Origin of the sequence: Plantactinospora sp. CA-294935, assembly GCF_050936445.1 — a bacterium.
Taxonomy (GTDB): Bacteria; Actinomycetota; Actinomycetes; order Mycobacteriales; family Micromonosporaceae; genus Plantactinospora.
This window is the reverse complement of sequence record NZ_JBNJMU010000001.1, coordinates 9219307-9245211: the sequence shown is the minus strand read 5'-3', so window position 1 is coordinate 9245211 and position 25905 is coordinate 9219307. Positions and strand designations below refer to the sequence as shown.

The following is a 25905-nucleotide window of genomic DNA, read 5'->3' as shown; positions in this document are numbered from 1 at the left end:
GGGCACGTGTGCCGACGGCCGATCCGCCATCCGGCGTACCGCCGGGCTTCACATGATCTTCAAGAGCCGGGCGACCGCCCTCTCCACACTGGCCGACGACATCGTCGGTGGTGAGGGCAGGTGCGGCAGTGATGGACGTCTTTCCGATCAGCAGGCGGCGGTTCCTGACGGTCGCCGGTGGCGCCGCCACGGTGGTGGCGGTGAGCCAGCTCGTCGCCGAGCTGCCCGAGGCGTACGCGGCGGAGCTGGATGCCGCCCCGTTCACTCTCGGGGTCGCCTCCGGCGAGCCTCGGCACGACAGCGTGGTGCTCTGGACCCGGCTCGCCCCGGACCCGCTGGACGCGGTCGACGGCGGGATGCCGGCCGAGCCGGTGCGGGTGCGCTGGGAGGTGGCCCGCGACCCCGGGTTCCGGCACCTGGTCCGGACCGGTGAGGTGACCGCGCTGCCCGAGTCGGCGCACTCGGTGCACGTGGTGGTGCCGCACCTGAGCCCGGACCGCTGGTACTGGTACCGGTTCCGGGTCGGCGAGGCCACCAGCCGGGTCGGGCGTACCCGGACGTTGCCGGCACCCGGCGCGAAGGTCGACCACCTCCGGTTCGCCTTCGCCTCCTGCCAGTCCTGGGCCGGCGGCCCGTACCCGGCCTACCGGGACATGGCCGAGCAGGAGCTGGACTTCGTGGTGCACCTCGGCGACTACATCTACGAGACCACCGACGGCAGCCTGACCGAGTTCCGCCGGCTGCACGCCCTCTACAAGACCTCGCCCGACCTGCGGGCCGCGCACGCCCGGTTCCCGTTCATCCTCACCTGGGACGACCACGAGGTGCAGAACAACTACGCCGGGCCGGTCGCCGGGGCGGCCGGAGACGGGCGGCCGTTCCTGGAGCGCCGGGCGAACGGCTACCAGGCGTACCACGAGCACCTGCCGCTCCGCCCCGAGCAGCGGCCGGACGGGCCGGACATGCTGCTCTACCGCCGGTTCGACTTCGGCCGGCTGGCCCGGTTCAGCGTGCTGGACACCCGGCAGTACCGCAGCGACCAGGCCCTCGGCGACGGCCGTAAGGAGCCGACCGGCGAGGTCTTCGACCCGACCCGGACGATGACCGGCCCGGAGCAGGAGCGCTGGCTGCTGGACGGGCTGCGCCGGTCGAAGGCGCGCTGGAACGTGATCGCCCAGCAGACCATCATGGCCGCCTTCGACTACGACCTCGGGCCGGGCCGAATCGTCAACCTGGACCAGTGGGACGGCTATCCGCCGGCCCGGTCCCGGATCCTCGACTTCGTCGCCCGGCACCAGATCTCGAATCCGGTCGTCCTGAGTGGAGACTGGCACACCCACTGGGTCAACGACCTGAAGACCGACTTCGCCGACCCCCGGTCCCGGACCGTCGCCACCGAGTTCGTCGGCACGTCGATCTCCTCCGGTGCCGGCTGGGACGCGGACGTCCGGGCGGGGCTGGCCGCCAACCCGCACGTCAGGTTCTACAACGGCAGCTACCGGGGGTACGTGATCTGCGACGTCACCGAGCGGCGCTGGCGGGCCGACCTGCGGATCGTGCTGGACGCCCGTGACCCGGCCTCGCCGGCGTACACGATCGCGGCGTTCGAGGTGCGCGACGGGGTGCCGGGGGCGCGCCGGATCGACGCCGGGGACGGGATCGTCGGCCGGGTCGCCGACCAGGCCACCGGCGACCCGCTGCCGAACGTCGAGGTGGCGGTCTTCCGCGCCGACGGCGGCCGGCTGGTGGCCAGCACGACCGATCCCTCCGGCGAGGTGCTGGCCTTCGCGCCGCCCGGCGACTACACCGTCAGCGTCAACGGGGTCGGCTACGAGCCGCTGACCCGGCAGGTCGCCGTCCGGGCCGGTACGCCGACCCGGCTCGACCTGCGGCTGACCCGGGCGGCGACCCGGGCCGGAACGGGTCGGACGGTACCCGGGCCGCAGTCCTCGGCCGGCGTGACCGACGTGGTGCTCGGCAACGACCTGGTGGCGCTGGCCGTCTCGGCCGGTACGGACGACCCGCAGCTTGCCGGGGTGACGGTCGGCAAGCCGTTGGACTTCGCCGCCGTCGGCCACCTCGACCAGCTCGACTGGATCAACCTGCCGTACGCCTCGGCGGCCCAGCCGCGCGGCGGCAACGCCTGGCAGCAGCGCACCGTCCGGTCCACCGCCGTCGAGGTGCTGGACGGGCCGGTGGCGGCGGTCCGGGCCACCGGGGTCAGCACCGCCGTGCCGGACATCGCGGTGGTGACGACGTACAGCATCCGGCCGGGTGAGCCGTGGGTGGCGGCGGAGAGCGTCTTCCGCAACGGCGGGGCGCTGCCGCGCACGTTCTGGATCGGGGACGCCCTCGACCACGACGGTGCCGGGCAGCGCAGCGGGGTACCGGGGCACGGCACCATCACCAGTTCCACCCCGGCCGACTATCCGCCGGCCGCGCCCTGGATCGGGATGACCGGCTCGGACCGGCAGACCTACGGGCTCTGCTACGAGGAGACCGGGTTCACGGCGTACGCCGCGTACAACTGGGTGATGAGTCAGCGGCAGGTGACGCTGGAGCCGGGCGCGACGTTCACGCTGCGGCGGCGGATCGTGGCGCTGGACAACGGCGGGGCGGCCGACCCGTTCGCCGTACTCGAAAGGGTTTGACGGTCCTTTTCGCCGAATTCGGTTGTGAACCACCGGTCTGGCGGGAATGGGGGGAGTACCCCTGTCCCGGCACTTGAGCAGACCGATGGAGGTTGTCGTGGCCACCACCAGCGACAGCAGCGATACCGCTCCGACGAAGGCTGATGTCGAGAACAAGACCGATGTGGACAAGGCGCTACTGGGCGGAGGTACCTATCGGAGCCTCGGGGAGCAGCGGCTCTCCCCGGCCGAGGAGCGCTTCGAGCGGGGCCGCCGGACCACCGGCCTCTGGCTCGCCCCGCTCGTCTCGGTGGTCTTCCTGGCGCTGCCGCTCGACATGCCCGGCAACCAGCAGACCCTGGCCGGCATCCTGCTCGGCGTCATCGTGCTCTGGGTCACCGAGCCGGTGCCGATTCCGGTCGGTGGGCTGCTCGGCGTCGCCGCCGTCGTCGTGCTCGGGGTGGCGCCCGCCGACGACGTGCTCGGGCCGTTCGGTTCGTCGACGGTCTTCACCTTCATCGGCGCGTTCATCCTGGCCCAGGCGATGCTCAAGCACGGGCTGGCGCGGCGGTTCGCGTTCCGGATGCTGTCGCTGCCCGGGGTCGGCCGGACCACCGGTCGGGTGGTCGTCACGTTCGGCCTGATCACCGCCCTGCTCTCCGCCTTCGTCTCGAACACCGCGACGGTGGCGATGCTGCTGCCGACCGCACTGGGCATCCTCGCGGTGATCGCGAAGCTGTTGCAGGAACGGGGCATCGCGCCGGCCGACTTCGATCCCACCCGGCTGCGGGTCGGCATCGCGCTGATGCTCATGCTCGCCTACGGCGCCAGCGTCGGCGGCCTGCTCACCCCGGTCGGCACTCCGCCGAACCTGATTGGCCGGGACCTGATCGCGGAGGCGACCGGAGAACGGATCTCGTTCGCCGAGTGGATGGTGGTCGCCTTCCCGATCTGCGCGCTGATGTTCGTCGCCCTCGCCACGGTGCTGCTGCTGTTGAACCGGCCGGAGATCCGCCGGATCGACGGCGTCGCCGAGTACGTCGCCAGCGAGCGCGCCCAACTCGGCCGGCTCTCCAGGGCCGAGCGCAACACCCTGGTCGCCTTCACCGTCACGGTGGTGCTGTGGATCACCCCGGGCGTGGTGGCGCTGATCTGGGGCAGCGACTCCAGCCAGTACGAGTGGATCGGCGGGCGGCTCGACGAGGGAATCGTGGCGGTGTTCGGCGCCTCGCTGCTGTTCCTGCTCCCGACCGACTGGAAGGGTCGGTCGTTCACCCTCACCTGGTCCGACGCGGCCCGGATCGACTGGGGCACCGTCCTGCTCTTCGGCACCGGCATCATCTTCGGCGCGCTGCTGGAGAGCAGCGGCCTGGCCAAGACGATCGGCGACGGCAGCGCCGACCTGTTCGGGCTGAGCAGCGCGGTCGCGATCACGGCGTTCGCCGTCCTGCTGGCCATCGTCATCTCGGAGACGACCAGCAACACCGCCTCGGCCGCCGTGGTGGTGCCGATCATCATTCCGGTGGCGGTGGCCGCCGGGATCAACCCGTTCGTACCGGCGCTGGCGGCCACCTTCGCCGCCTCGTTCGGGTTCATGCTGCCGGTCTCCACCCCGCAGAACGCGATCGTCTACGGCTCGGGCGTCGTACCGATCACCCGGATGATCCGCTCCGGCTTCTCCTTCGACATCCTGGGCGCGATCCTGATCATGCTGCTCCTTCCGCTGATGGTCGCGCTCGTCGGGCTGGGGGCGTGATGGCGGCCCCGGGGTCCGGCACCGAGGTGCGGCGCATCGCGGTGATTCCCGGTGACGGCATCGGGGGCGAGGCGACCGAGGCCGCCCGGTAGGTGCTCCACGCGGTGGCCCGGAGTGCCCAGCCCGGTCCGGGACGCCGCCATCCTGATGCGGACCTATTGAACCTTTTCAACCTCCCCTTGCGGTCCGGTGGACCGCGAGGTCGAACGCGGGCACGAGCGTCGCGCGGTTCAGGTTGAAAAAGGTTCATTGATCATCGCCGTGGGCTGGACCGGTAGCGTCCCGGACCGTTCGGTGCCGATCGATGCTCTGGTGGGCCTCACGCAGTTGCCGTAGCTGGGCACCCAATTGGAGCCCGCCGTGCCGTCGGGACCACCGCCCCAGTTGCGTCGCCGCCCCTTCGGTGCGGAAGAATGCCCTCATGACCGAGGACCTGGAGTTCCCCTCAAACTCCAAACTGGACACCACGGTTCCGCACTCGGCGCGGATCTGGAACTACTGGCTCGGCGGCAAGGACAACTTCGCGGTCGACCGGGCCGCCGGTGATGAGGTGATCGCACACATCCCGGACATCCCCATCGGGGCCAAGTCCGAGCGCGCGTTCCTCAAGCGCGTGGTCAGGTTTCTCGTCGAGGATGCCGGCATCCGTCAGTTCCTCGACGTCGGCACCGGGCTCCCCTCGGCGGACAACACCCACGAGGTCGCGCAGTCCCTCGACCCGTACTGCCGGGTGGTCTACGTCGACAACGACCCGCTCGTCATGGCGCATGCGCGTGCGCTCCTGACCAGCGCGCCGGGAGGCAGCTGCGACTACGTCGAAGCCGATCTGCGGCAGCCGGACACGATACTCGCGTCCGCGCGGCAGACGCTCGACTTCTCGCAGCCGATCGGGCTCATGCTCCTCGGCGTCGTCAACCACCTGATGGACGACGACGTGGCGTACGGCTCCGTCGCGCAGCTTGTGCAGGCGATGCCCACCGGTAGCTACCTGGTGCTCACCCACTCCACCGCGGAGATCCACGGCGAGCCGATGCTGCGCGTGATGCGGGAGACCACCGAGCGCGGCGGCACGCCAATCCGCGCCAGGACGAAGATGGAGCTCGAACGCTTCTTCGACGGCTTGGATCTGCTGGAGCCCGGCGTCGTTACGTGCTCGCGCTGGCGCCCCCACCCGGAGTCCGACGAGCCGGAAGTCTACCTGTTCGGCGGCGTCGGCCGCATCGGCTGAGCTGAGCCTCTCGACGCCGGTCAGCCATGAGGGCAACCTATTCGCGGGCACGGGGGGGTCCCATGATGGAAACCGAGGCACCGCTCGGAGACGCCAATCCATCCGGGTCGCCGAGCAGGGCAGCGGACGGCTGGTTGGCAGACACCCGGACCTCCTACGACACAGTCGCCGACAGCTACTCCGACTACACACGTGAAGCTCTGGCCAAGGAGCCCTACCTACTCGCGGCTCTGGCGCTGTTCGCCGACCTGGTCCACGCCATCGATGGTGGGCCAGTGGCGGACGTTGGCTGCGGACCAGGACACGTCACTGCCCACCTGCACAAGCTGGGCGTCGACACGTTCGGCATCGACCTGTCACCCGCGATGATCGATCTGGCCCGGCGTGAGCACCCCGACCTGCGGTTCGAAGTGGGCTCGATGACGGACCTGCAACTCGCCGACGCTTCGATCGCCGCACTCCTCGCGTTCTGGTCGTTGATCCACATTCCCGACAACGCGGTCCCCACGGTGTTCGGCCACTTCCATCGGGTGTTGCGTCCCGGCGGACCGCTAATGCTCGGCTTTCACGTTGGCGACGAGTCGCGGTTGAAGACGCAGGGCTACGGCGGCCACCCGATGAAGGTCTACGTCCACCGCCGCCAGCCTGACCAAGTGGCCGCGTGGCTACGCGACGCCGGATTCACGGTCAAGGCCCAAATGACCCTCGACCTCGACCAGAGCGTCCCAGGCGCGATCATGTTCGCATACCGCCAGCCCTAACCTCGGCTGCGATCCGGCCGGCGCCGCCACATTCAATGAACCTTTTTCGACCTCCCGTTGCGGCCCGTTGGAGCGCGAGGTCGGACGCGGTGCGTGGGCGCCGCGCGGTTCAGGTTGAAAAGGTTCAGTAGTGGCGCCGGCGAGGGTACACCGCGGCGAGCGCGAAGCCCGCCAGCCCGATCCCGCCGCCAGCCCAGCCGAGCCATCCGGGGATCCTGCCGAGCGCCACGGAGCTGTCGGGCTGCGCGCCGAATCCGACGCTGGTGGCCCGGTCGCCCAGGATCCGCGCGTCCACCGCGATCGGCTCGCTGGGCTCGGCGGAATACAGGACAGCGTCGTCTCGGAGCCGCTGGAGTTCCTCCCTCGACAAACGGATCGTGACGGGCGTTTCGGTGCCGTCGGAGGCCCAGGAGCCGTCGCACTCACGACTCTGCGTGCAGAAGAGCCTGGGGTTCATCTCGACCTGCCCCGGCTCGCCGTACCTCCAGACGTATTCGGGCTCGCCGCGCTCGAACCATCCCATGCACGCCAGCACGCCGACGGTCAGACCTGTCCCGGCCAGGAACAGCGCCCATCCGGGTGCGTCGCGGAAAGAAGCGATCCGGCCCTCAAGGTTGGCGATGACGAGTACGGGGATCACGAAAACCCCGGCGAATCCCAGCATGGCGGCCAGCAGGATCATGCCGGCCAGCCGGGTCCCCGGGTCATCGAGCAGGGCCCACACGATCAAGGATGCCGCCGCGACGAGCGGCAGGGTCCAGAGCGCCAGCCTCCGTTTCGACATGCCCCCATCTTGGCACCCGGTCCCGTACGCGTCGCTCCTGCGCCGGGCAGGGGTACGAGGCACAGCCTTCCGGTGCGCGGCCTCGCAGCAGCTCCAGCTCAATTGGTAACGCGGGCGACAACCGGCAGGGAGACGGGTCAGCGGGGCGCTTCCGGCTCGGTGACGTCGGCGACCCGGCCGTCCAGGGCGGCGACGGCCGCGTCTGCCTCCAGCGCCACGGCGGTGCCCCGCTCGCCGGTACCGAGCGTGATAGTGCGGCCCCGGATCCGTTCGTCCGCCACCACCGGCCAGGCCGTGCGGGAGCCGAACGGGGTGATGGTGCCGCGCTCGTAGCCGGTCGCCGCCCTGGCCTCGTCGGCGTCCGGCAGGGCGAGCCGGTTGATCCCGAGCAGGGTACGCAGCTTCGGCCAGGAGATCACCCGGTCGCCGGGGACGAGGACGAAGACGAAGTCCTGCGCGCCCCGGCGTACCACGATGGTCTTCACCACGTCCGGGACCTCGACGCCGATCGCCTCGGCGGCCTCGGCGACGCTGCGGACCGGCCCGTGCCGGATCACCCGGTGCGGGATACCAGCCGAGGTGAGGGCGGCGATCGCGGACATGGCGTCACCGTACCCGCCGGCCGGGCGGTGTCGCGGCGGGTCCGGCGACGCGGGCCGCGACGAGCAGCAGAGCGGCGACCGTTCATGCAGGCGGGCGACCAGCGCCCTTGGGGCGAGATCAAGCCGGGAGTTGCGGCCCGGCGCACAAAGGCCCGCCCCGGACCGCTGCGGAGGGGGAGGGCAGCGACACCGAGGCGGGCCGATCGGGTGATGAGGCAGTCAACGGCGCCGAGGCACCCAGTTGAGGAGTTGGCCGGCGATCAGCGCGGGGTGCGTGTCGGGCATCGATTGCAGTGCGCGGGTGAGGTGTACACCGAGGTACATCATCAGCCCCACCCGGTCGCCTTTGAAGCCGACCAGGAGGGCGAGGCGTGCCGGCGCACACGGCCAGGGGTCACAGCACGTCTCGCATTGGTACGACCGCGCCGGGGTGTGCTGACCGATCGGGTAGCGTCGCTGGGCGATCCGTCGCATGTGCCGGCACCAGCGCTCCTGCGGCCCGATCACCGCTACATCCGACCGGCTCGCTCGGCATGAGACGATCGCTCCCCGTAGCGGCCTCGGTAGTTCTGGGCGGGTGTCGACGCGCCAGCTCGGCCGATCTGGTGTCGTCCAGACGGCGAGTTCCAGATCGGATTCCTACCGTCCCGCGCCCAGCGTGTGTTCGGTGGCGGCGGACCGATCGGATCCAGGCGCAAGACGACCTTGGGCACGGGCGACGACGCAAGCATGCCCGCCCGATACTCCTCGTCGGTCATCGGCCGGACGAAGGGTTGGTACGGCTTCGGAACGCGGTCGGCCGCGTCCGGGCAGACCCATCGATAACCGCACCGGCAATACCGCCAAAGTCGGCGCCAGTCCCGACGGTGAGCCGGGCGCTCTCTGCGAAACAGTCTCATGTGTTTTGCCTTCCGTCGGCGAAATGGGACGGGCGCGGCTGCTTCCGGTTTCCCGGCCTCTGCGCCGCCCCCGCCGGCACCTCATCCGGCCAAGCGTTCGGCAGGACAACGGGCGAGAAGTTCGCCTCCAAGCCTGCTAACGGTTGTGGCATAAACACACTCCGTTGCAAGATGGACTTTGGACGTTCTGGACGTTCAGACGGGAGCTTGTGATGAACCGGGCCTTTTTGGAAGCGATGACCGAGGCCGGGCAGACACCCGAAAGTCTTGCCGAGCAGATCGGCGTTGACCCGAAGACAGCAGCCCGTTGGGTGACCCCCGGACGCATTCCACAGTCACGGCATAGGGCCAAGATCGCTGGCCTGGTGGGCCGGGACGTTGCAGACCTCTGGCCGGACGTTCTGAAACGTCGTGACCCTGTTTGGTTTCGGCCATGGGCAGACACCGAGCATGAAGCGGTGGCGCTGCGGTGGTACGAGCCGGCATGGGTGCCGGGCGTGTTCCAGACCGAGGCGTACGCCAGGGCCACGCTGGCCGGCGAAATGCTGACCGCCGAGGAGGTCGACAGCTTCGTATCCGCGCGCCTGCGTCGGCAGTCCATCCTTACGGGAGAGCGCCCGCCCCTGGTCGTTGCGGTGCTGGACGAGGCCGTTATTCGGCGGCTGTGCGAGAGTCCGGCGGGGCTGTGTGCTGAGCAGATCGCACGGCTGGTCGAATGCGCGGCGCTGCCGAACGTAGAGATCCACGTCGTGCCGGTCGGGACTGGCCTGTACCCGGGGCTAGGCGGTCAGTTCATCATCGCCGAACTTGGCGATGGACTGCGCGCGGCGTACGCGGATAGTCAGGTGGAAGCGCACATCGTCGAGCGGGCCGAGGACGTTGCTACCCTGGCGGGTAGATGGGAGAGAATCCGCAGTCACGCCCTCCCAAGCTCTGCCTCACTGGCACTGATCAAGGAAGCAGCCCAGCATGGATGACCTGACCGGCGCCCACTGGCGCAAGAGCACCCGCAGTGGCAACAACGGCGGCGCATGTGTCGAGGTCGCCGACAACCTTTCCGGCGTCGTCCTGGTCCGCGACACCAAGGACCGTGACGGCGGCACTCTGGCCTTCGCCCCGGTGGCGTGGCGCGTGTTCGTCGGCGAGGTAGCCCGCCGGCCGTAGCCGCGCCAGAGGCACGCCAGCGCCCCGCACCCCGGACAGCCCGGGCGCGGGGCGCTGCGCCTTTGTCAGCCGACCGCGATCGCGTACCTACCAGGAGCACCGGAAGGAATAGCCCACATGTCGAGCGATGCCAGCAGCGCAGAGCCGGAGAACCGTGGCGGGGCCGGATCCGCCGGCCCGGAGCTGACCAGTCGGGAGGTCCGGCTGGCCGCCCGGCCGCACGGTGCACCCGGCCCGGAGAACTTCGAACTGGTCAGCACCACTGTGCCCGCTCCCGGACCGGGCCAGATCCTGGTGCGGAACACCTGGATGTCGGTCGACCCGTACATGCGGGGGCGGATGGACAACCGGAAGTCGTACATGCCGCCGTTCCGGGTCGGTGCCGCCCTGGACGGCGGGGCGATCGGCGAAGTCGTCGCCTCCGAGGCCCCGGCGGTACCGGTGGGGACCACCGTGTCGCACTTCCGTGGCTGGCGCGAGTACGCCGTACTCGACGCCGCCGCCGCGACCGTGGTCGACACCACTGTCGCGCCCGCCGAGGCGTACCTCGGGGTGCTCGGCCTGCCCGGGTTGACCGCGTACGTCGCGCTCACCGACACCGCCCCGGTCCGTTCCGGGGACGTGGTCTTCGTCTCCGCCGCCGCCGGTGCGGTGGGCTCGGTCGCCGGGCAGTTCGCCCGCAAGCTCGGCGCGTCCCGGGTGATCGGCTCGGCCGGTGGCCCGGAGAAGGCGAGGCGGCTGGTCGAGGAGTTCGGCTACGACGTGGCGATCGACTACCGGGCCGGTTCGGTCGGTGCGCAGTTGGCGGCGGCGGCGCCCGAGGGGATCGACGTCTATCTGGACAACGTCGGCACCGACCATCTGGCCGCCGCCCTGGCCGCCCTGCACGTCGGCGGCCGGGTCGCACTGGTCGGCGCGATCAGCGTCTACAACGCGACCGCGCCGGTGCCCGGCCCGACCAACCTGGTGCTGGCGCTGACCAAACGGCTCAGCCTGCGCGGCATGCTGGTGACCGACCACCTGGACCGGTTCGCCGAGTACCTTCCGCTGGCGGCGGGCTGGCTGGCCGACGGCACGCTGCGGACCGCGACCACGGTCCGGGACGGGATCGAGGCGGCCCCGGGCGCCTTCCTGGAGATGCTCCGGGGCGGCAACGTCGGCAAGATGCTGGTCCGGCTCGCCGACCAGGTCCGTTAGCGACCGACCGCGCCGTGTCCCAATGCGGGGTCCGGGAGGCGGCGCGGTGCTGGCTGGACCGGACGTCCTCGACCCGTCCCCACCGGGGTCCACGATGGTCGGTGCGGGCGGAGGGTGAGGTAACCGGACGGACATGTCCGAACCGGTCGCTCGACCCCTCCGGCCTGCCCGGGCCGGTCCTGCCGGCGCCGGTCCGGAAACAAATCGGCAATCTTCTCTGTTCCGTCGCGGAAACACACCCCTTACAGACTCGGCGTCCCACGGATCTTTCTTGGGGGACGGCATGAGCGAGAGCGGTGGGCGATCCAGGCAGCTCGGGCTCCGTGGCCGTGCCGACGAGCGCGGCGAGGAGACGGCATGAACCAGCACGACCAGTCCACAGTCAGCCGGCGGGGCTTCCTCCGCGCGGTCGGGGTCAGCGGCGGGGCGGGCGCGATGCTCGCCACGATGGGCGCGCTCGGGCTCGCCCCGACCGCCGCCTCGGCGGTACCGCCGTTCCGGGCACCGACCCGCGCCGACTTCAGCCTGACCGGCCGGTCCGGTGCCCGGGTGGTGGTGCTCGGCGGCGGCGTCGCCGGCCTCGCCGTCGCGTACGAGCTGGGCAAGGCGGGGTACGACTGCACGGTGCTGGAGGCGCGCTCCCGGGCCGGTGGCCGGAACCTGACCGTCCGGGGCGGCACCGTGGAGACCGACCTGGACGGGCACACCCAGCGGGCCAGGTTCTCCGACGGGGTCTACTTCAACGCCGGCCCCGGTCGGATCGCGCAGTGGATGGTCACCATGGACTACTGCCGCGAGCTGGGCGTACCGGTGGAGGTGTTCACCAACGCGAACGCGGACGCCTGGATCTACAACTCCTCGGCCGGGATGACCGCGCCGGTCCGCTACCGCACCGCCAAGGCGGACGTCTACGGGTACGTCTCCGAGCTGCTGGCCAAGGCGACCGACCAGGGAGCGCTGGACGACCGGCTGACCGGCGACGACAAGCAGCGGCTGCTCTCGTTCCTCCAGAGCTTCGGCGCGATCGGTGGGCGCACCAGCGGGTGGGCGTACACCGGTACCGGCCGGCGGGGTTACGCCAGCTATCCCGGCGCGGGCAACGACGCGGGCGTACCGCTGGGTGCCCCGCCGCCGCTCTCCGATGTCTTCGCTAGCAACGTCGGCCGGTACTTCTCCTTCGAACTGGGCTACGACCAGGCGATGCTGATGTTCCAGCCGGTCGGCGGGATGGACCAGATTCCCCGGGCGCTGGCGAAGGCGGTCGGCACGCACCGGATCCAGCTCGGCGCCGAGGTGACCGGGGTGACCGACCGGGGCGGCAAGGTCGAGGTGACCTACCGGCGGAGTGGCCGGGAGCGCCTGGTCCGGGCCGACTTCTGCGTGGCGACGCTGCCGCCGCACCTGATGGCCCGGGTGCCGCACAACCTCGGCACCGACGTGACGGCGGCGCTCGGCAGCTTCCCGACCACCGCCTCGGGCAAGATCGGTCTGGAGTACCGGAGCCGCTGGTGGGAGCTTGACCAGCGGATCTACGGCGGCATCACGGAGACCGACCTGGACCTGTCGCACATCTGGTACCCGTCGCACGGCTTCCACGGCCGGCGGGGCCTGATCGTCGGCTACTACAACACCGGGGCGAACGCCCGGGCGTACAGCGCGCTGACCCCGGCGCAACGGCAGGAGCGGGCGGTCATGCAGGGCGTGAGGATCCACGGCGAGAAGTACCGTTCCGAGCTGGTGACGGCGTACTCGCACGCCTGGGACCGGACCCGCTACCTGGAGGGCGCCTGGACCTCGCCGCCACACGGCACCGCCGGCTACGACCTGCTGCTCCGGCCGACCGGCCGGGTCTACTTCGCCGGTGACTGGTTGAGCCACGAGGTGGCCTGGCAGCACGGCGCGTTCGTCTCGGCCCGCTCGGTGGTCACCGCGCTGCACCAGCGGGTGATGGCGGGCTGACGCCGTCACGCGGTTCAGCAGTTGGTCGAGGTGACTCTCCAGCCGCACCGGTCGTAGCCGCGCAACCGCACGGTCAACCAACACAGGTCAACGAAGCTGCCCCGCGACAGCGGCACGCTCCGCCGTCAGGATCCTGACTCATCTCGGCAATGTGCCAGCCCGTGCCCAGAGACGCCGCTGGCCGGGTCCCCGGTGTGGGGGACCCGGCCAGCGGATACGTTCGTGCCGCTGTTCGGTTGTCAGCTGTTGTTCCAGGCGTTGGCGACCAGGTCAGCGGCCTGGTTCTCCCACTGCGCGTACGCGTCGGGGTACGCCGACACCTGTACCTTCTGCGCCGCGGCAGTCAGCGGCAGGTCATGCCAACCGTCGACCTGCTTCAGTCCCTTCAGGAACGCGATGGTGGAGTATTCCGGATCGGTGATCTGCTCCGGCGTTCCCCAACCCGACGACGGACGCTGCTGGAACAGACCCTGCGAGTCGTGGTCGTTGCGGTCACCCAGGTGGCCCAGGTTCTCCAGCTTCGACTCCTGAAGGCTGGTGCCGACCGCGATCACGGCCGCACGCTCGTCCAGACCGGCCTTCTTCGTGGCCTTCACGATCGCCTTCACGTTGTCGGACTGCTCACCCGACAGCGAGATCCGGGACTGCTCACCCTGCACACCATGCGGCACGAGCTTGTCCCGCGACGGCTTACCGCCCTTACGGTCCTTGTCGCTCTTGCTCTTGTCACTCTTATCCTTGCGGTCCTTGTCGGCCTGCATGACCGACTGCGACACCGGCGAGCCGGCATGCTCGGGAGCGGCCTGCGCGGCCACGGCGGGGCCGGCGACAGCGCCGCCGACGAACGCCAGGCCAGCCACACCCAGAGCGGTCTTACGAACCAGAGAAGTCTGCTCGACGGCCGGGAGCCATCGGCTGAACAGAGTCTTGTTCATGATGGTCTGCCTTCCAATCGGGGATGAACACCCCAGCGGGGGACGCGGGGTGCCATTGGAGAAAATGTGTCCCGAGACGTCGTGGCCTCCAGGGACAACAGGAAAACCCGAATACCTACGCGGGGGGCGGCTGGTACTCAGGCGAACACCATATGTAACGACCGGTGGCCCCGGATCATTCCCCGAGGGCCCGGCACCAGCACAGGCGGCAGGCGGTGTTACTCGGCCGTACACGAGATGTAACGACTGGCGGGCGCTCTGCATTCCACCCCACCGGGTCGATCATGAAATCGGCGGAGGTCTCCGACGGGATGGGCCGCCTCCCCGACGATGACCGGTCGGGCGAGGGTGGTTGCCCGACGGGATGGGCATCTCCTCTTCGGGGTGATATCGGGGAGTCATCATGATGACTCCCCGATATCACGCTCGACCGGAATATACCGTCCAGAATCTGCCCGCCCAGGTCGAGCAGGCGCACCTCGACGTCTCACGGATCCCGGCGATCGTCCGGGTCACCCCTCGGCAGTTGCCCCTCTGGCAGGCGGCGGATCAGAGCAGCGGGGCGACGTCTCGGGTGATGGGTACGGCCAGCACGGTCGGGCTTTCCGTGCCGAGCGCGGACCGGAACGCCGCCCTGAACTCGTCCACCGACTCCACCTGGTGGGCGGTGCAGCCGTAGCCACGGGCGATGCCGGGGATGTCCAGACCGGGAAGTTCCAGTCCGGGTACGCCCGGCGCGTCCTCCAGTTCGGCGAAGGCCTTCAGCACGCCGTACTCCTGGTTGACCGGCACCACGAAGACGACCGGCAGCCGGTGCTGCGCGGCGGTCCAGAGCGCCTGCGGCGAGTACTGGAACGAGCCGTCCCCGATCACCGCCACCACCGGCCGGTGCTGCCGGGTGTCCCGCTGGGCGAGCGCGATGCCGACCGCCGCCGGCAGCCCGAAGCCAAGTCCACCGCTGGCCATCTTGAAGTAGGAGCCCGGCCGGGTGATGGTGAGTTGCCGGTGCAGCACGCTGAGGTTGGAGGGGGATTCGGGGACCACGATCCCGTCCGCCGGCCACTCGGCGGCGAGCGCCCCGAAGAGCGCCTCCGGGCTCAGCGGGGTGCCGGCGGCCCCGTCCGGCGCACCGGCCCGGGGCGGTGGCATCGGCCGGTCGGTCGGCGGCAGCCGCTCGGCCAGCCCGGCGCAGGCCAGCGTGACGTCGCCGACCAGGCTGTCGCCGACCGGTGCCCGGGCCGCCTCGGCCGGGTCGTCGGTGACGTGCAGCAGCCGGGTGCCGTCCGGCAGATAGCCCCGCCGGCCGGGGACGTACGGGTAGTAACGGAACACCGGGGCACCGACCACCAGTACGGTGTCGTGCCCGACCAGTTTCTCGGCCAGCGGCCCGATCGCCGGCGGCAGCAGTCCCTGGAACTGGGGATGGTCCTGGGGGAAGCCGACCCGGTCCGCGAACGGCGGCTGCCAGACCGGTGCCCGGCTCCGCTCGGCCAGGGCGACCGCCTCGGCCCAGCCGCCGCTGCGGTCGACCGCGGATCCGATCACCAGCATGGGGCTCCGGCTCGCCGCCAGGATCTCGGCGAACCGGTCCAGTTCCGCCGGATCGGGCGCGACCCGGGTGCTGATCCGGCGTACCTGCGCGGTTCCGTTGGCTGGCTCGTCCCAGTCGTCCAGCGGCAGGGAGAGGTACACCGGCCCGGCCGGCGGCTGTACGGCGGTGGCGAGCGCCCGCATGAATGCCTCGGGAATGTCCTGCGCGCGCAGCGGCTCGTGACTCCATTTGACGTACGGCTCGGGCAGTTGGGTCGGGCGCACGTTCGTCAGCATCGGCTCGGACAAATTCATCGTCCGGGTCTGCTGGCCGGCGGTAACGATCATGGGTGTCTTGTTGTGCCAGGCGGTGACGAGGCTGCCCATTCCGTTTCCGGTGCCGGGTGCGGTGTGCAGGTTGACGTGCACCGGCCGGCCGGTGACCTGGGCGTAGCCGTCCGCCATCGCGACCGCAGAGGCCTCCTGGAGGGCCAGAACGTAGGCGAAGTCGGCCGGAAAGTTCTTCAGGAATGGCTCCTCGGTGGAGCCGGGGTTGCCGAAGAGGGTGGTGAGACCGAGGGAACGGAGCAGGTCGTAGGTCGCTTCGTGCACCGTTGTCATCGGAAGGAGCCTCCTGGAGTCCTCGTCCCATGCTCGGACCACCGCGCCAAGCCGGTCATTTCCGTCATACCGTACGCGTACATGATCATGCCGGTTTATCTGCGCGGCCGCCCGCCGCCCCAAGCCCGGTCGCCGGTCGTCCCGATCGCGCTCTCAATCACTGTTTTCGCTGTTCAGTGGGGTTGGCAACGGCGGAAGGCGGCCAGTAATGTCGGCGGGTCTGGTCCGGCCCCTTGGTCGCCATCTGGGTGACACCGGAGCAGGCCCGCCGAGTCGTTCTGTAACGAGCCGGGGACCCACAGTTATCTGGGGTGAATCCGCGAGCCGCTGGCCCGTGGTAGGGCGGCCTTCCCGCCCGAATCCGTCAGCTAACCCGGTAGGCGGTGTCGGAAGGAGTAGCTGTTCGTGCCGTACCACCCGGGCCCCGGCCCGTCCCCCCAGTTCCCTCGCTGCGTCGCGGCTCCACTCCCGGTCGCCGCGACCGTCCCGGACCGCCCTGACCCGGACCGGCCGACCCCAGGCCGGCACCTGAACCTGGCCCGATAGCGGTCTGTGACGCGGAAGTCGTCGACGCGCGGGCGCTGCCCGGGTCCGCCGGCCAACTGGTCGCGGTCCCCGGTGGGGCCGCCGGCCGGTCGCGACGGATCGTGGTGGCGCTGATTCCGCCGGTACGCCGATAGCGGCGCGCCCACCGGCTGGCGCACCGTCGGTCCGTCCGTACGTCGGCCGTTCCGCCGAATGCATCGGCGGGCCTCTCCCGGGCGATTTCGTCCGTGCGATTCCGTGCGATTTCACGTCACATTCCGGCAGCGACTGAAACGCCGCGTCATTCCTTGCCCCCGGTGGGGGTGACGCGCATTTCCCCTGGAGGATAACGTTGAAGCACGCAATTAACGGGCGGTTCCGGACCGCCATGTCGGGCCGGCGCAACCGGCTCGCGCTCGCCTCGGCCGCGGTGCTCGCCGCTGCCGCGTCCAGCGGGGTCGTCCTGGCCTCGACCGGCTCGGCGGAGGCCCCGGAGACCTCGACCGTCGCCGTCGCCGAACTCGGCGCCCCGGCGGGGCAGGCCGGAGCGGCCATCGCCACCGCACCGGAGACCACCGCGCCGGAGACGACCGCCCCGGCGACCCCGTCGGAGCCGGCGACCACCGCGCCGACCACCAAGGCGGCGAAGGCGACCCCGGCCAGCACCCCGAGCAAGCCACCGGCGCCGCCGGAGTCGAAGCTGCTGGACTACGAGTTCCAGGCCCAGATCAACGGCTGGTACTGCGGCCCGGCCGCCACCCGGATCGCGCTGACCGTCCGGGACAAGCAGCCGAGCCAGGACGCCGTCGCCGCCGACCTCGGCACCACGATGAGCGGCACCAACTCGGCCGAGGACACCACCCGGGTGCTCAACAAGATCACCGGGACCGACTTCTACCGCACCACCGCCATCCCCGGCGGCGCGGCCACCCCGGCCCAGATGGACCGGCTCCAGGCCGACGTCGTGCACGCCGTCACCAGCGGGTACGCCGTGGTGGTCAACATCGCCGGCTCGGCGACCGACCTCGACGGCGGCTGGCACAGCTACCCCGGCGGGCACTACCTGACCGTGGTCGGCTACCGCGACGACGGCCGTACGGTGAAGATCGCCGACCCGGCCATCCCGGGCGAGGACAGCAACTACTGGATGACCACCATCGACCTGGCGAACTGGGCGGCCACCCGGGGCTACTCGTCCTGACCCGCCCCGCCCGCCGGTAGTACCGACGAGACGCCGGCCCGACGAGACGCCGGCCCGACCCACCCACCCGGACGACCCGTGCCGACCGGGGGTGTGGAGCGGGCCGGCGTCGTCGTGTCGTCGGCCGTGCGTGCCCGTGCTCAGGCGGGAATCACTGGCCCTGCCACACCGCCTGGGCGCCCGTGTCGCCGGTGCGGAACACGTAGTACAGGGTGATCCCGGCCGCCGCCAGGGACAGCACCCCGAGCACCAGGGTCAGCACCGGCGACCCCTTGGCGGCGGCAGCGGCCGGGCCGCCCTCGGCGCTCCCCTCGGTCCCGGCGGTCACCGGTGCGGCGGTGACCCGGGGCTTGACCAGGAAGACCAGCGCCAGGGTCAGCACCCCGAGCGCGATCGTCGCGTACAGGGTGTTGGTGCCGAGGTCCTGGTGCTCCGCCAGCCGCGGCACGTACTCCGGACTGACCCGGTTACGGGACTCCAGCCGGGCGAGGAACCGGTCACCGGAGAGCTTGGCCATCAGCGCGGCCAGCGGGGTGGCGACCGCGAGCAGTCCCAGCACCCAGCGCAGGTGCGGTCGGACGAACGGAACGAACGCGTACCCGACCGCGGTCAACGCGAGCAGTGGCACGAACACCACCGCGGCATGGACCAGGAAGGGGTGGGCGGGAATGCCCATGAACTCCTCAAGCACCGGCGCCTCCTCGGCGACAGATCGACTGGCGAAAGCAAGGGGTGGACGGCAGGCGTACGGACCGGGCGGACGCAGGTCCGCACGCCTGGCGGACTGGCGGCTTTCGAGAACGTTGACATGGTGCCCGGGGTGCCGACCGTTGACAAGGGTCGGACCGGTTCGGGCCGGTGCGGCGCCTCCCCGAGGGTGACCGAGCCGACGAACGCCTCGGCGATCGTGTTGCCCCCGGAGGACGTGGTGGTGACCGGGTTCAAAGAGGACGGTCGTCCGCGCCGGGTGCGGGTGACGGCTCGCCGACGACGTACTCGGTGTACTCGGCGACCGGGGTGAAACCGAGCCGGTCGTACAGCTTGTACGCGGCGGTGTTCTCCGCGACGACGTTCAGCGCCACCGTGTCGACGGTCTCCAGCAGCCGCCGGCAGAGTGTCGCCACCACCGTGCTGGCCAGCCCCTGTCCCCGGTACGCCGCAGCCGTCGTCACGTTGCCCAGCGCGCCCACCCGGTATCGCGGCGACCAGACGTGCACCCCGGCAACGGCGACCAGCTCGCCGTCCCGGCGCATCCCCACGTAGTGGCCGGTCCCGACCATCCGGGGATCGAACCAGTTGCCCGGATAGGCCGCCCGGTAGAACCCGGTCAGTTCCGGCACGTCGGCCTCGCTGAGCACCTCGCCGCCGGGCGCCACCCGGGCCAGCCGGTCCGGGTCGGTGAGCGCCATCTTCAGGTGCGCCCCGCGCGACCTGACCGGGTACTCCCGGGCCAGCACCGCCTCGCCGCCGGGGGAGAGGTGTGCCTCGAAGTGTCGGGGCAGCAGCGGGAGCAGGCCGGTGAGCAGTTCGGCCAGCACCGCCGGTGAGCGGTGCAGCGCCAGCAGCACCGGAGTGGGCCCACCCTGGTAGAGCAGCGCCACGGCGTCGTCCAGCCGGTACCAGGTGGTGTACGGCCAGTAGAAGTCGTCGAGGTCGCCGAGTTCGTAGGCGTGCAGGTGGGGGTCGCGGCGCAGCAGACCGGCCAGCTCGTTCCGGTCGTGGCTGGTCCTGATCATCGTCACCGACGCATCATGGCACAGCCGCCGACCGTGCTCGGAAGACCGGCGCCGACGGTGTGGACGGCGCTGCGTCAGGAGACCGGCGCGGGGCGCGGCGATGGCACGGACTGGGTGGCGGCGCCGTCCAACTGCCGGCGGGCCTCGTCGAGGAATCCGTCGGCGTACCGCTGCTCCGGGAAGTCGCCGAGATAGCGGGTACGGGTCCGCCACCGGGCCTCGGCCAGCGGATCGCTGTCCAGCAGCCGGTCCAGTACGTCGTCCAGATTGGACATCTGCGAGTCCAGCACGTAGCCCGAGCCGGCCAGCGGGAACCCCTCGACGAACCGGTCACCCTCGCCGACCCGGTCCGTGACCGCGTACGGCTTGCCGGAGTAGAGGTAGTCGGAGATCACCGCGGAGACGTCCGAGACCAGCGCGTCGGAGGCGTTGACGCAGTCGACCAGGCTCATCTTCTTCGCCGCCTCGGCACCGAAGACGTGCCGCCGTCCCGTGCCGGCCCGGTGCTCGGCGAGGAGCTGCTCGATCCGGGCGAGCTGCCGGGCCGATGCCGGATTCTGCGAGGTGTAGGGGTGGGCCCGCAGGATCACCGTCACGCCCCGGTCCAGCAGCCGGCGGACCAGGGTCTCGCCGACCGGCAGCGAGCAGTGGTCGACGTCGGCGTTGTGCCCGGTCCAGGTCGGTGTGTAGAGCACCACCTTGTCGGCCCGGTCCCGGATCGGCTCCCGGCTGACCGCGATCGACTCCACCTGCGGCCGGCCGACGATGGCGAACTTTTCCCGGGGGATCGTCACGCCGTTGCGGGCGTACCGGTCGATCGCCGCCTGCCCGGCCACGAAGATCCGGTCGAAGATCGCGGAGACCGGGTTGGCGCTCGGCGCCTTGTCGCTGTCGCCGTGGTGCAACTGGATGTGCGTGAGGTGCGCGAACCGGATGCAGTGACTGTTCTTGGCGCCGTGGTTGACGTAGAACGCCACCCGCAGGCTCGGCACGATCGCCTCGTCGATCGAGCGCGGCGTCGGGCAGACCACCACCGGCGCCGTGGTCGCGGCCGAAACCGTCGGCAGGAAGTTCGGCTCCCGCAGCAGCACCATGAACGGCCGGCCGATCCGTTCCAGGTACGGCAGCCACATCATGACCTGGTATTCCGAGCCGGGCGGTGCGGAGAAGTAGAGCAGGAACTCCGGCCGGTGCCGGCGGAGCGCCTGGGTGACCGCGCTCTGCCCGCCGGAGGGCCGCAGTCGGCGCAGCGCGATCGGCCCGACCGCACCGATCGCGGCGGCGGCGCCGACCAGCACGCTGAGCACCAGGACGGGCCAGACCGGCAGGGTCAGCGCCGCGCTGCCGGCGAGTACGACCAGCAGGACCAGCACCGCCGGACCGAGCCGGTCGGCGACCAGCAGTGGCGACGACCGCACGCCGAGGTTGGCCGAGCGGACCTCCAGTTCGGCGGCGTCTCGCAGTGGTCGCTCGGCCAGGGTCAGCCCGAGCAGAGCCGCGCCGGTGAGCGCCAGCGCCACCCAGTTCAGCCGGTCCTCCGGCACCTGGTGGGTGTACCCGACCAGGACCCCGGCGATCAGCAGGACCGGCTCGGCGACCAGGTCGGCGCGCGGGTTGATCCGGCGCTCCAGCCAGACCGCGACCGCACCGGCCACCGCCAGGGCGAGGCCCGCAAGCTCGGCCGAGGTGAGGGCGAGGACCAGGAAGGACAGCACGGCCAGGCCGGCACTCAGACACCGGACGGTCAGTTTCCTGACCAGATCGCCACGCATGCGCTTCCTTCCGTGAGGCGGATCGCCGGATGGTGCCCCGACGGTGCGGGGCCTGGCTAGGCGGTGCCGACCCGGGGCGGCGGCACCAGTTCGGTGGAGCGTTGCCGGCCGATCCGGCCGAGCCCGGGCTCCTGGCCCGAACCGTCCGGGTCGGCGCCGCTCGGCTCGGCGGGCTGGCCGTTCGAAGCGGTGCCGCTCGGCTCGCTCGGCTGCCCGTTCGGCTCGGCGCCGTTCCGCTCGCCCGGCCGCCCGTTCGGCTCGGCGGGCTGGCCGGTGGGCTCGGCGGCCGGGTCGCCGGGGGAGCGGCGGACGTCGACCACCTGGCCGGTCAGCCCGGAGAGCAGGACGTCCAGCGAGACCCGGGCCACCGTGTCGGCCGCCAGCAGGGTGTGCTCCGGCTCCTCCCCGAACGCCCGGGTCCGCATCGGGGTCGCGGTCCGCTCCGGGTTGACGCAGTTCACCCGTACGCCGAACTCGGACCACTCGTCCGCGAGCGCCTGGGTGAGGTTGACCACGGCGGCCTTGGTGGCGGAGTAGAGGGCGTACCGGGCCCGGCCCCGGGTGTAGGAGCTGGAGGTGTAGAGCAGCAGTTGGCCCCGGGTCTGTCGCAGGTAGGGCAGCGCCTGCCGGGCGATGTCCACCGGGGCGACCAGGTTGACCTGGAGCATGTGCGCGATGGTCGCCTCGTCCATCTCGGCGAGCGCGCCCATCCGGAGCACCCCGGCGGTCACCACCACGTGGTCGATCCGGCCGGTCGCCTCGAACGCGCCACGCAATGCGGCGGCGACGTCCTCGCCCCGCTCCACGTGGGTGCCGGTGCTCGACCGGCTGACCGGGAAGACCTCCGCGCCGTAGCCCCGGGCGACCTCGGCCAGCCGCGCGCCGATCCCCTCGCTGCCGCCGAAGACCACCACCGTGCGGCCGCTCAACTCCTCGACGTACGCCCGCTCGTCGCGCAGCCGGGGCGCCTGGGCGGCGGCGAGCTGGAACAGCTTGTCCGCCAGGTGTACGTCGACCGGGTGGGTCACCTTGATGTTCTCGTCCGAGCCCTCGATGACCTTGATCGGCACCTCGGGCAGGTAGCGCAGCACCACCCCGCAGTCGTCGGTGGCGCTGAACGCCGGGTCCTGCGCCGCCAGCGCGTACGCGGCCCGGATGGTGCCCGACCGGAACGCCTGTGGCGTCTGCCCCCGGCGCAGCCGGGACCGTACCGGGATGTCGGTGATGCAGTCGTCGTCGTCCACCTGGATGATCGTGTCGGCGGACGGGATCGCCACGTCGACGGCGGAGTGCGTCCAGAGCGCGTTGACGCACTCCCGGACGATCCGGGGGCTCAGCAGCGGTCGGACCGCGTCGTGGAAGAGGACGTTGCAGTCGTCCGGCCCGATCGCGGTCAGCGCCAGCCGGGTGGTGGCGTTGCGGGTGTCACCGCCCTCGATCACCTGACTGACCTTGCGGAAGCCGGCCTTGTCGACGATCTGCCGCGCCTCGTCCAGGAAGCCGGGCGCCATCAGCACGATGATCTCGTCGATCTCGGGCGCGGACTCGAAGACCGTGATGGTGTGTTCGAGGATCGGCTTGCCAGCGATCTTGAGGAGCTGCTTGGGAATGCCGAGTCCGACCCGTGTCCCGGTGCCCCCGGCCAGCACCACCGCCACGGTCCGGTCGGGCCGCCACGGCGCCGCCGTGCCGGTCCGGTCCCCCGGGGCCGGGCGGCTGTCCGGCCGCGTAGCCGGGTTCTGCGCCATTGCCGATCCTCACTGACTACACGCTGTCGTGTGTCGTATGTCGTAGCGTCCGGACGGGGTCCCACTCGGTCTGGAAACGGGGATCGACCGCCCGTCCGGACCGGTTTGGCACGTCGGCCGGGCGTCGTGACCTCTAGGACCCTAGCTCGGAAGCGTCCGACAGCGCGTCCCTGGGAACACGCTGTCGGACGGCGCCGGGCCACCGCTCCGGCCTGCGGCGTTACTTCCGGTTCATGAACTTCTCGTACTCGGCGACGACCTCGTCGGTCGGGCCGTCCGCCCGGATGACTCCTGATTCCAGCCAGATCGACCGCTCACAGGTCGAACGAATCGTGCCAATGGCGTGGCTGACCAGGAAGACTGTGCCCGCTCCGGACCGGAGTTCCCGGACCCGCTGCTCGCTGCGCCGCCGGAACCGCGCGTCACCGGTGGCCAGCGCCTCGTCGATCAGCAGCACGTCGTGCTTCTTCGCGGCGGCGATGGAGAACCGGAGCCGGGCGGCCATACCCGACGAGTACGTCCGCATCGGCAGTGAGCCGAAGTCACCGCGCTCGTTGATCCCGGAGAACTCCAGGATCTCCGGTGTGAGCTGGCGCACCTGGGCCGGGGTCATCCCCATCGCCAGGCAGCCGAGCGCGACGTTGCGTTCCCCGGACAGGTCGTTGAGCAGGGCCGCGTTCACCCCGAGCAGCGACGGCTGGCCGAGGGTGTAGACCGCGCCCTGGCTGGCCGGCAGCAGTCCGGCGATGGCCCGGAGCAGGGTCGACTTGCCGGAGCCGTTGCTGCCGAGCAGGCCGATCGCCTCCCCCCGGTACGCGGTGAAGCTGACGCCTTTGACCGCGTGCACCTCACGGATCGCGCCGCTCTTGGCGCCGGTCACCATCCGCTTCAGTGCGGCCACCGGGCTGCCGTTGCCGCCCGATCCGGCGCCGTGCACCCGGTAGACCACGTGCACCTCGTCGACCACGACGGTGGGGATCCGGGGACTGGCCACCGCGGTGTCGCCCGCCGGCGCCTGTGGCTCGGGGTTGATCGGTTCAGCCACGGCCGTACTCCTTTTCACCGCGCCAGAAGTAGACGAACCCGAGGACGCCGGCTGCCGCCGCCCAACCGATGCCGAGCAGCCAGGACTGCATTGCCGAAGCAGTCACCGGCGCTGTCTCCATCAGGGCGTGCCGCATCAGCTCGATGTAGACCAGCAACGGGTTCAGCTGCACCAGCCAGGCGGCCGCCTCGGGCAGGTGCTTCTCGAAGTTCTCCACGCTGTAGAGCACGCCGGAGGCGTACATCCAGGTCCGCATCACGAACGGGACGACCTGCTTCAGGTCCGTGACCTTCGAGCCGATCCGAGCCATCGCCATCGCCAACCCGGCGTTGAAGATCGACTGCAACAGGATCGCCGGTATCAGTAGCAGCCATTCGAAGGTCAGCGGCTCGCCGTCGATCAGCACGATCCCGGCCAGTACGACGATCGAGGCGAGCAGGTGCTGGAACTGTGTCAGCGTGATCGCGATCGGCAGGCTGGCGCGGGGAAAGTGCAGTGCCCGGATCAGCCCCAGGTTGCTGGTGATCGCCGTGACCCCACCACTGACCACGGTCTGGGTGAAGGTGAAGACGAAGAGACCGGTACACAGATAGGCGATGAAGTTCTCGACGTTCTGGCTTGTGCCCAGGACCACGCCGAAGATCAGGTAGTAGACCGCCGCGTTGGTGAGAGGGGTCAGCACCTGCCAGAGTCGGCCGAGTCGTGCGGTGCTGAACGAGGCCACCAGTTTGGCGTTGGCGTACGCGGAGATGAAGTGCCGGTAGGACCAGAGTTGCCGGGTGTAGCTGGTGAGGGAGGGGCGGTCACCAGCGACGGTGAGACCGTACCGGGCGGCCAGCTCTGCCTGGGTGAGCTCTGAATCGGGGTTGGCTACCGCCGTGATGGCCATAGCGTGGGCGCTCCGATCTGTTCGGGCTGCGGGAGTCGCGCGACGTGGTGACCGTGGCCAGAGCGCTGGAACGCCGGTGGTCGTCGCTTCGTGGCAAGGTAGTCCATCGTACGTCGGGACGCAACCGTAGCGTCGTCGCGCTATATTGGCCCGCGTGGCGACCGACAACCGGCGTGCTCCAGCGGGAGCGGCGGTGCTCCGAGACGGGATCACCGCCGCGATCCGCGCAGCCGTGATGCAGGAACTCGCGGCGGTCGGCTATGGCCGTCTCTCGATCGAGGCGGTCGCGCGCCGTGCCGGGGTCGGCAAGACGGCGGTCTACCGGCGGTGGGACTCGAAGCTGGAGCTGGTGCTCGACATCGTCACCCGGGTCGCGGGGCAGAGCCTACCGTTACCGGACACCGGTAGCCTAATGGGAGATCTCGAAGTGCTGCTGCGGATCGTGGCTCGGGCGCTGCGACACCGGTTGGCCTCGCAGATCATCCCGGATCTGCTCGCCGAGGCGGCCCGCAACCCGCAGATCGCACAGACCCTCCAGCAGGCCCTGCGCGCCAACCAACGGGATGTCGGCATACTGTTGATCGACCGTGCGGTGGGCCGGGGCGAGTTGCCTGCCGGGATAGACCCTGACGTCGCGGTCGACCTGATCGTCGGTCCCCTCTACTGGCGGCTCGCCGTTGCCCGTACCACTCTTCCGGAGGACTACCTGCCACGAATGGCCGCCGCGATCGCGGCCGGACTCGGTGCGGACAACCACGTCTCGGCCGGGTTCCAAGCGGACGGGCCGGTACCGGCCGGAGGGAGTGCCGATATCCCCCTGCCAACCTGATCGTCCTGGCGCCGCTTCGATCTCCCCGCACCGTTCCCGACCGACCGCCGGCCTCCAGCGGCCGTGACTCCGTCGAGTCCGACACTGTTCGCCG

The 25905-nt window shown here is 70.7% G+C and carries 21 protein-coding genes, 1 pseudogene and 1 riboswitch; of the genes and pseudogenes, 11 read left to right on the top strand and 11 right to left on the bottom strand.

Annotation, left to right across the window (positions count from 1 at the left end):
• Positions 1-131: 131 nt before the first annotated feature.
• The 5 genes from ACQEVC_RS40125 (at position 132) to ACQEVC_RS40105 (ending at position 6375) form a co-directional block, all read left to right on the top strand.
• Positions 132-2651 carry an alkaline phosphatase D family protein gene (locus tag ACQEVC_RS40125; protein WP_432888875.1) on the top strand — a complete coding sequence of 840 codons (2520 nt, stop codon included), beginning with the start codon at positions 132-134 and terminating at the stop codon, positions 2649-2651.
• A gap of 97 nt (positions 2652-2748) precedes the next feature.
• On the top strand, positions 2749-4386 hold the full coding sequence (locus ACQEVC_RS40120; RefSeq protein ID WP_432888873.1) for an SLC13 family permease: 1638 nt from the start codon (positions 2749-2751) through the stop codon (positions 4384-4386).
• Positions 4387-4575: 189 nt separating this feature from the next.
• A complete protein-coding gene (locus ACQEVC_RS40115) occupies positions 4576-4722 on the top strand; it encodes a hypothetical protein (RefSeq protein WP_432888871.1) in 147 nt (48 codons plus the stop codon).
• An 85-nt stretch (positions 4723-4807) separates the two neighbouring features.
• A complete protein-coding gene (locus ACQEVC_RS40110; protein ID WP_432888869.1) occupies positions 4808-5614 on the top strand; it encodes an SAM-dependent methyltransferase in 807 nt (268 codons plus the stop codon).
• Positions 5615-5679: 65 nt separating this feature from the next.
• Entirely contained in the window at positions 5680-6375 is a 696-nt protein-coding gene (locus ACQEVC_RS40105) for a class I SAM-dependent methyltransferase (RefSeq protein ID WP_432891984.1), read from the top strand.
• A gap of 124 nt (positions 6376-6499) precedes the next feature.
• Here ACQEVC_RS40105 and ACQEVC_RS40100 read toward each other — a convergent pair whose 3' ends face one another.
• The 3 genes from ACQEVC_RS40100 to ACQEVC_RS40090 form a co-directional block, all read right to left on the bottom strand.
• Positions 6500-7105: a hypothetical protein gene (locus ACQEVC_RS40100; protein WP_432888867.1), complete on the bottom strand. Its 606-nt coding sequence runs from the start codon at positions 7103-7105 to the stop codon at positions 6500-6502.
• Positions 7106-7296: 191 nt separating this feature from the next.
• A complete protein-coding gene (locus ACQEVC_RS40095) occupies positions 7297-7761 on the bottom strand; it encodes an aminoacyl-tRNA deacylase (RefSeq protein ID WP_432888865.1) in 465 nt (154 codons plus the stop codon).
• Between the two features lie 219 nt (positions 7762-7980).
• A complete protein-coding gene (locus tag ACQEVC_RS40090) occupies positions 7981-8268 on the bottom strand; it encodes a flavin reductase (RefSeq protein ID WP_432888863.1) in 288 nt (95 codons plus the stop codon).
• Between the two features lie 604 nt (positions 8269-8872).
• Between ACQEVC_RS40090 and ACQEVC_RS40085 the strand changes: the two genes are divergently transcribed.
• The 4 genes from ACQEVC_RS40085 to ACQEVC_RS40070 all read left to right on the top strand — a co-directional run bounded on the left by ACQEVC_RS40085 (position 8873) and on the right by ACQEVC_RS40070 (position 12980).
• Positions 8873-9637, top strand: coding sequence for a DUF5753 domain-containing protein (locus ACQEVC_RS40085; protein ID WP_432888861.1), 765 nt, complete (start codon positions 8873-8875; stop codon positions 9635-9637).
• Positions 9630-9824, top strand: coding sequence for a DUF397 domain-containing protein (locus tag ACQEVC_RS40080; protein WP_432888859.1), 195 nt, complete (start codon positions 9630-9632; stop codon positions 9822-9824). Before ACQEVC_RS40085 ends, ACQEVC_RS40080 begins: the two co-directional genes overlap by 8 nt.
• A 117-nt stretch (positions 9825-9941) precedes the next feature.
• Positions 9942-11021: an NADP-dependent oxidoreductase gene (locus ACQEVC_RS40075; RefSeq protein ID WP_432888857.1), complete on the top strand. Its 1080-nt coding sequence runs from the start codon at positions 9942-9944 to the stop codon at positions 11019-11021.
• 357 nt (positions 11022-11378) lie between these two features.
• Complete coding sequence (locus tag ACQEVC_RS40070) at positions 11379-12980, top strand: flavin monoamine oxidase family protein (protein WP_432888855.1); 1602 nt, start codon at positions 11379-11381, stop codon at positions 12978-12980.
• 239 nt (positions 12981-13219) lie between these two features.
• Here the strand turns inward: ACQEVC_RS40070 and ACQEVC_RS40065 are convergent, their stop codons facing one another.
• Positions 13220-13915, bottom strand: a complete 696-nt coding sequence (locus tag ACQEVC_RS40065) for a hypothetical protein (RefSeq protein ID WP_432888853.1) — start codon at positions 13913-13915, stop codon at positions 13220-13222.
• 549 nt (positions 13916-14464) lie between these two features.
• Positions 14465-16066, bottom strand: coding sequence for a benzoylformate decarboxylase (gene mdlC, locus ACQEVC_RS40060; RefSeq protein ID WP_432888851.1), 1602 nt, complete (start codon positions 16064-16066; stop codon positions 14465-14467).
• Between the two features lie 256 nt (positions 16067-16322).
• Positions 16323-16464, top strand: a riboswitch (cyclic di-AMP (ydaO/yuaA leader).
• Between the two features lie 479 nt (positions 16465-16943).
• Between mdlC and ACQEVC_RS40055 the strand changes: the two genes are divergently transcribed.
• On the top strand, positions 16944-17792 hold the full coding sequence (locus ACQEVC_RS40055) for a C39 family peptidase (RefSeq protein WP_432888849.1): 849 nt from the start codon (positions 16944-16946) through the stop codon (positions 17790-17792).
• Between the two features lie 151 nt (positions 17793-17943).
• On the opposite strand, the gene ACQEVC_RS40050 is transcribed toward ACQEVC_RS40055, so the two are convergent.
• The 6 genes and pseudogenes from ACQEVC_RS40050 to ACQEVC_RS40025 form a co-directional block, all read right to left on the bottom strand.
• Entirely contained in the window at positions 17944-18483 is a 540-nt protein-coding gene (locus tag ACQEVC_RS40050) for a DUF2231 domain-containing protein (RefSeq protein ID WP_432888847.1), read from the bottom strand.
• Between the two features lie 250 nt (positions 18484-18733).
• Positions 18734-19528: a GNAT family N-acetyltransferase gene (locus tag ACQEVC_RS40045; protein ID WP_432891981.1), complete on the bottom strand. Its 795-nt coding sequence runs from the start codon at positions 19526-19528 to the stop codon at positions 18734-18736.
• A 74-nt stretch (positions 19529-19602) separates the two neighbouring features.
• Positions 19603-21300, bottom strand: a complete 1698-nt coding sequence (locus ACQEVC_RS40040; protein ID WP_432888845.1) for a CDP-glycerol glycerophosphotransferase family protein — start codon at positions 21298-21300, stop codon at positions 19603-19605.
• A 298-nt stretch (positions 21301-21598) separates the two neighbouring features.
• Positions 21599-23048, bottom strand: a pseudogene (locus tag ACQEVC_RS40035) (D-ribitol-5-phosphate cytidylyltransferase); the annotation flags it as partial.
• A 220-nt stretch (positions 23049-23268) separates the two neighbouring features.
• Positions 23269-24093: an ABC transporter ATP-binding protein gene (locus ACQEVC_RS40030; protein ID WP_432888843.1), complete on the bottom strand. Its 825-nt coding sequence runs from the start codon at positions 24091-24093 to the stop codon at positions 23269-23271.
• Positions 24086-24982, bottom strand: coding sequence for an ABC transporter permease (locus ACQEVC_RS40025; RefSeq protein WP_432888841.1), 897 nt, complete (start codon positions 24980-24982; stop codon positions 24086-24088). Before ACQEVC_RS40025 ends, ACQEVC_RS40030 begins: the two co-directional genes overlap by 8 nt.
• Positions 24983-25136: 154 nt before the next feature.
• Between ACQEVC_RS40025 and ACQEVC_RS40020 the strand changes: the two genes are divergently transcribed.
• Positions 25137-25811 carry a TetR/AcrR family transcriptional regulator gene (locus ACQEVC_RS40020; RefSeq protein WP_432888839.1) on the top strand — a complete coding sequence of 225 codons (675 nt, stop codon included), beginning with the start codon at positions 25137-25139 and terminating at the stop codon, positions 25809-25811.
• Positions 25812-25905 lie beyond the last annotated feature (94 nt).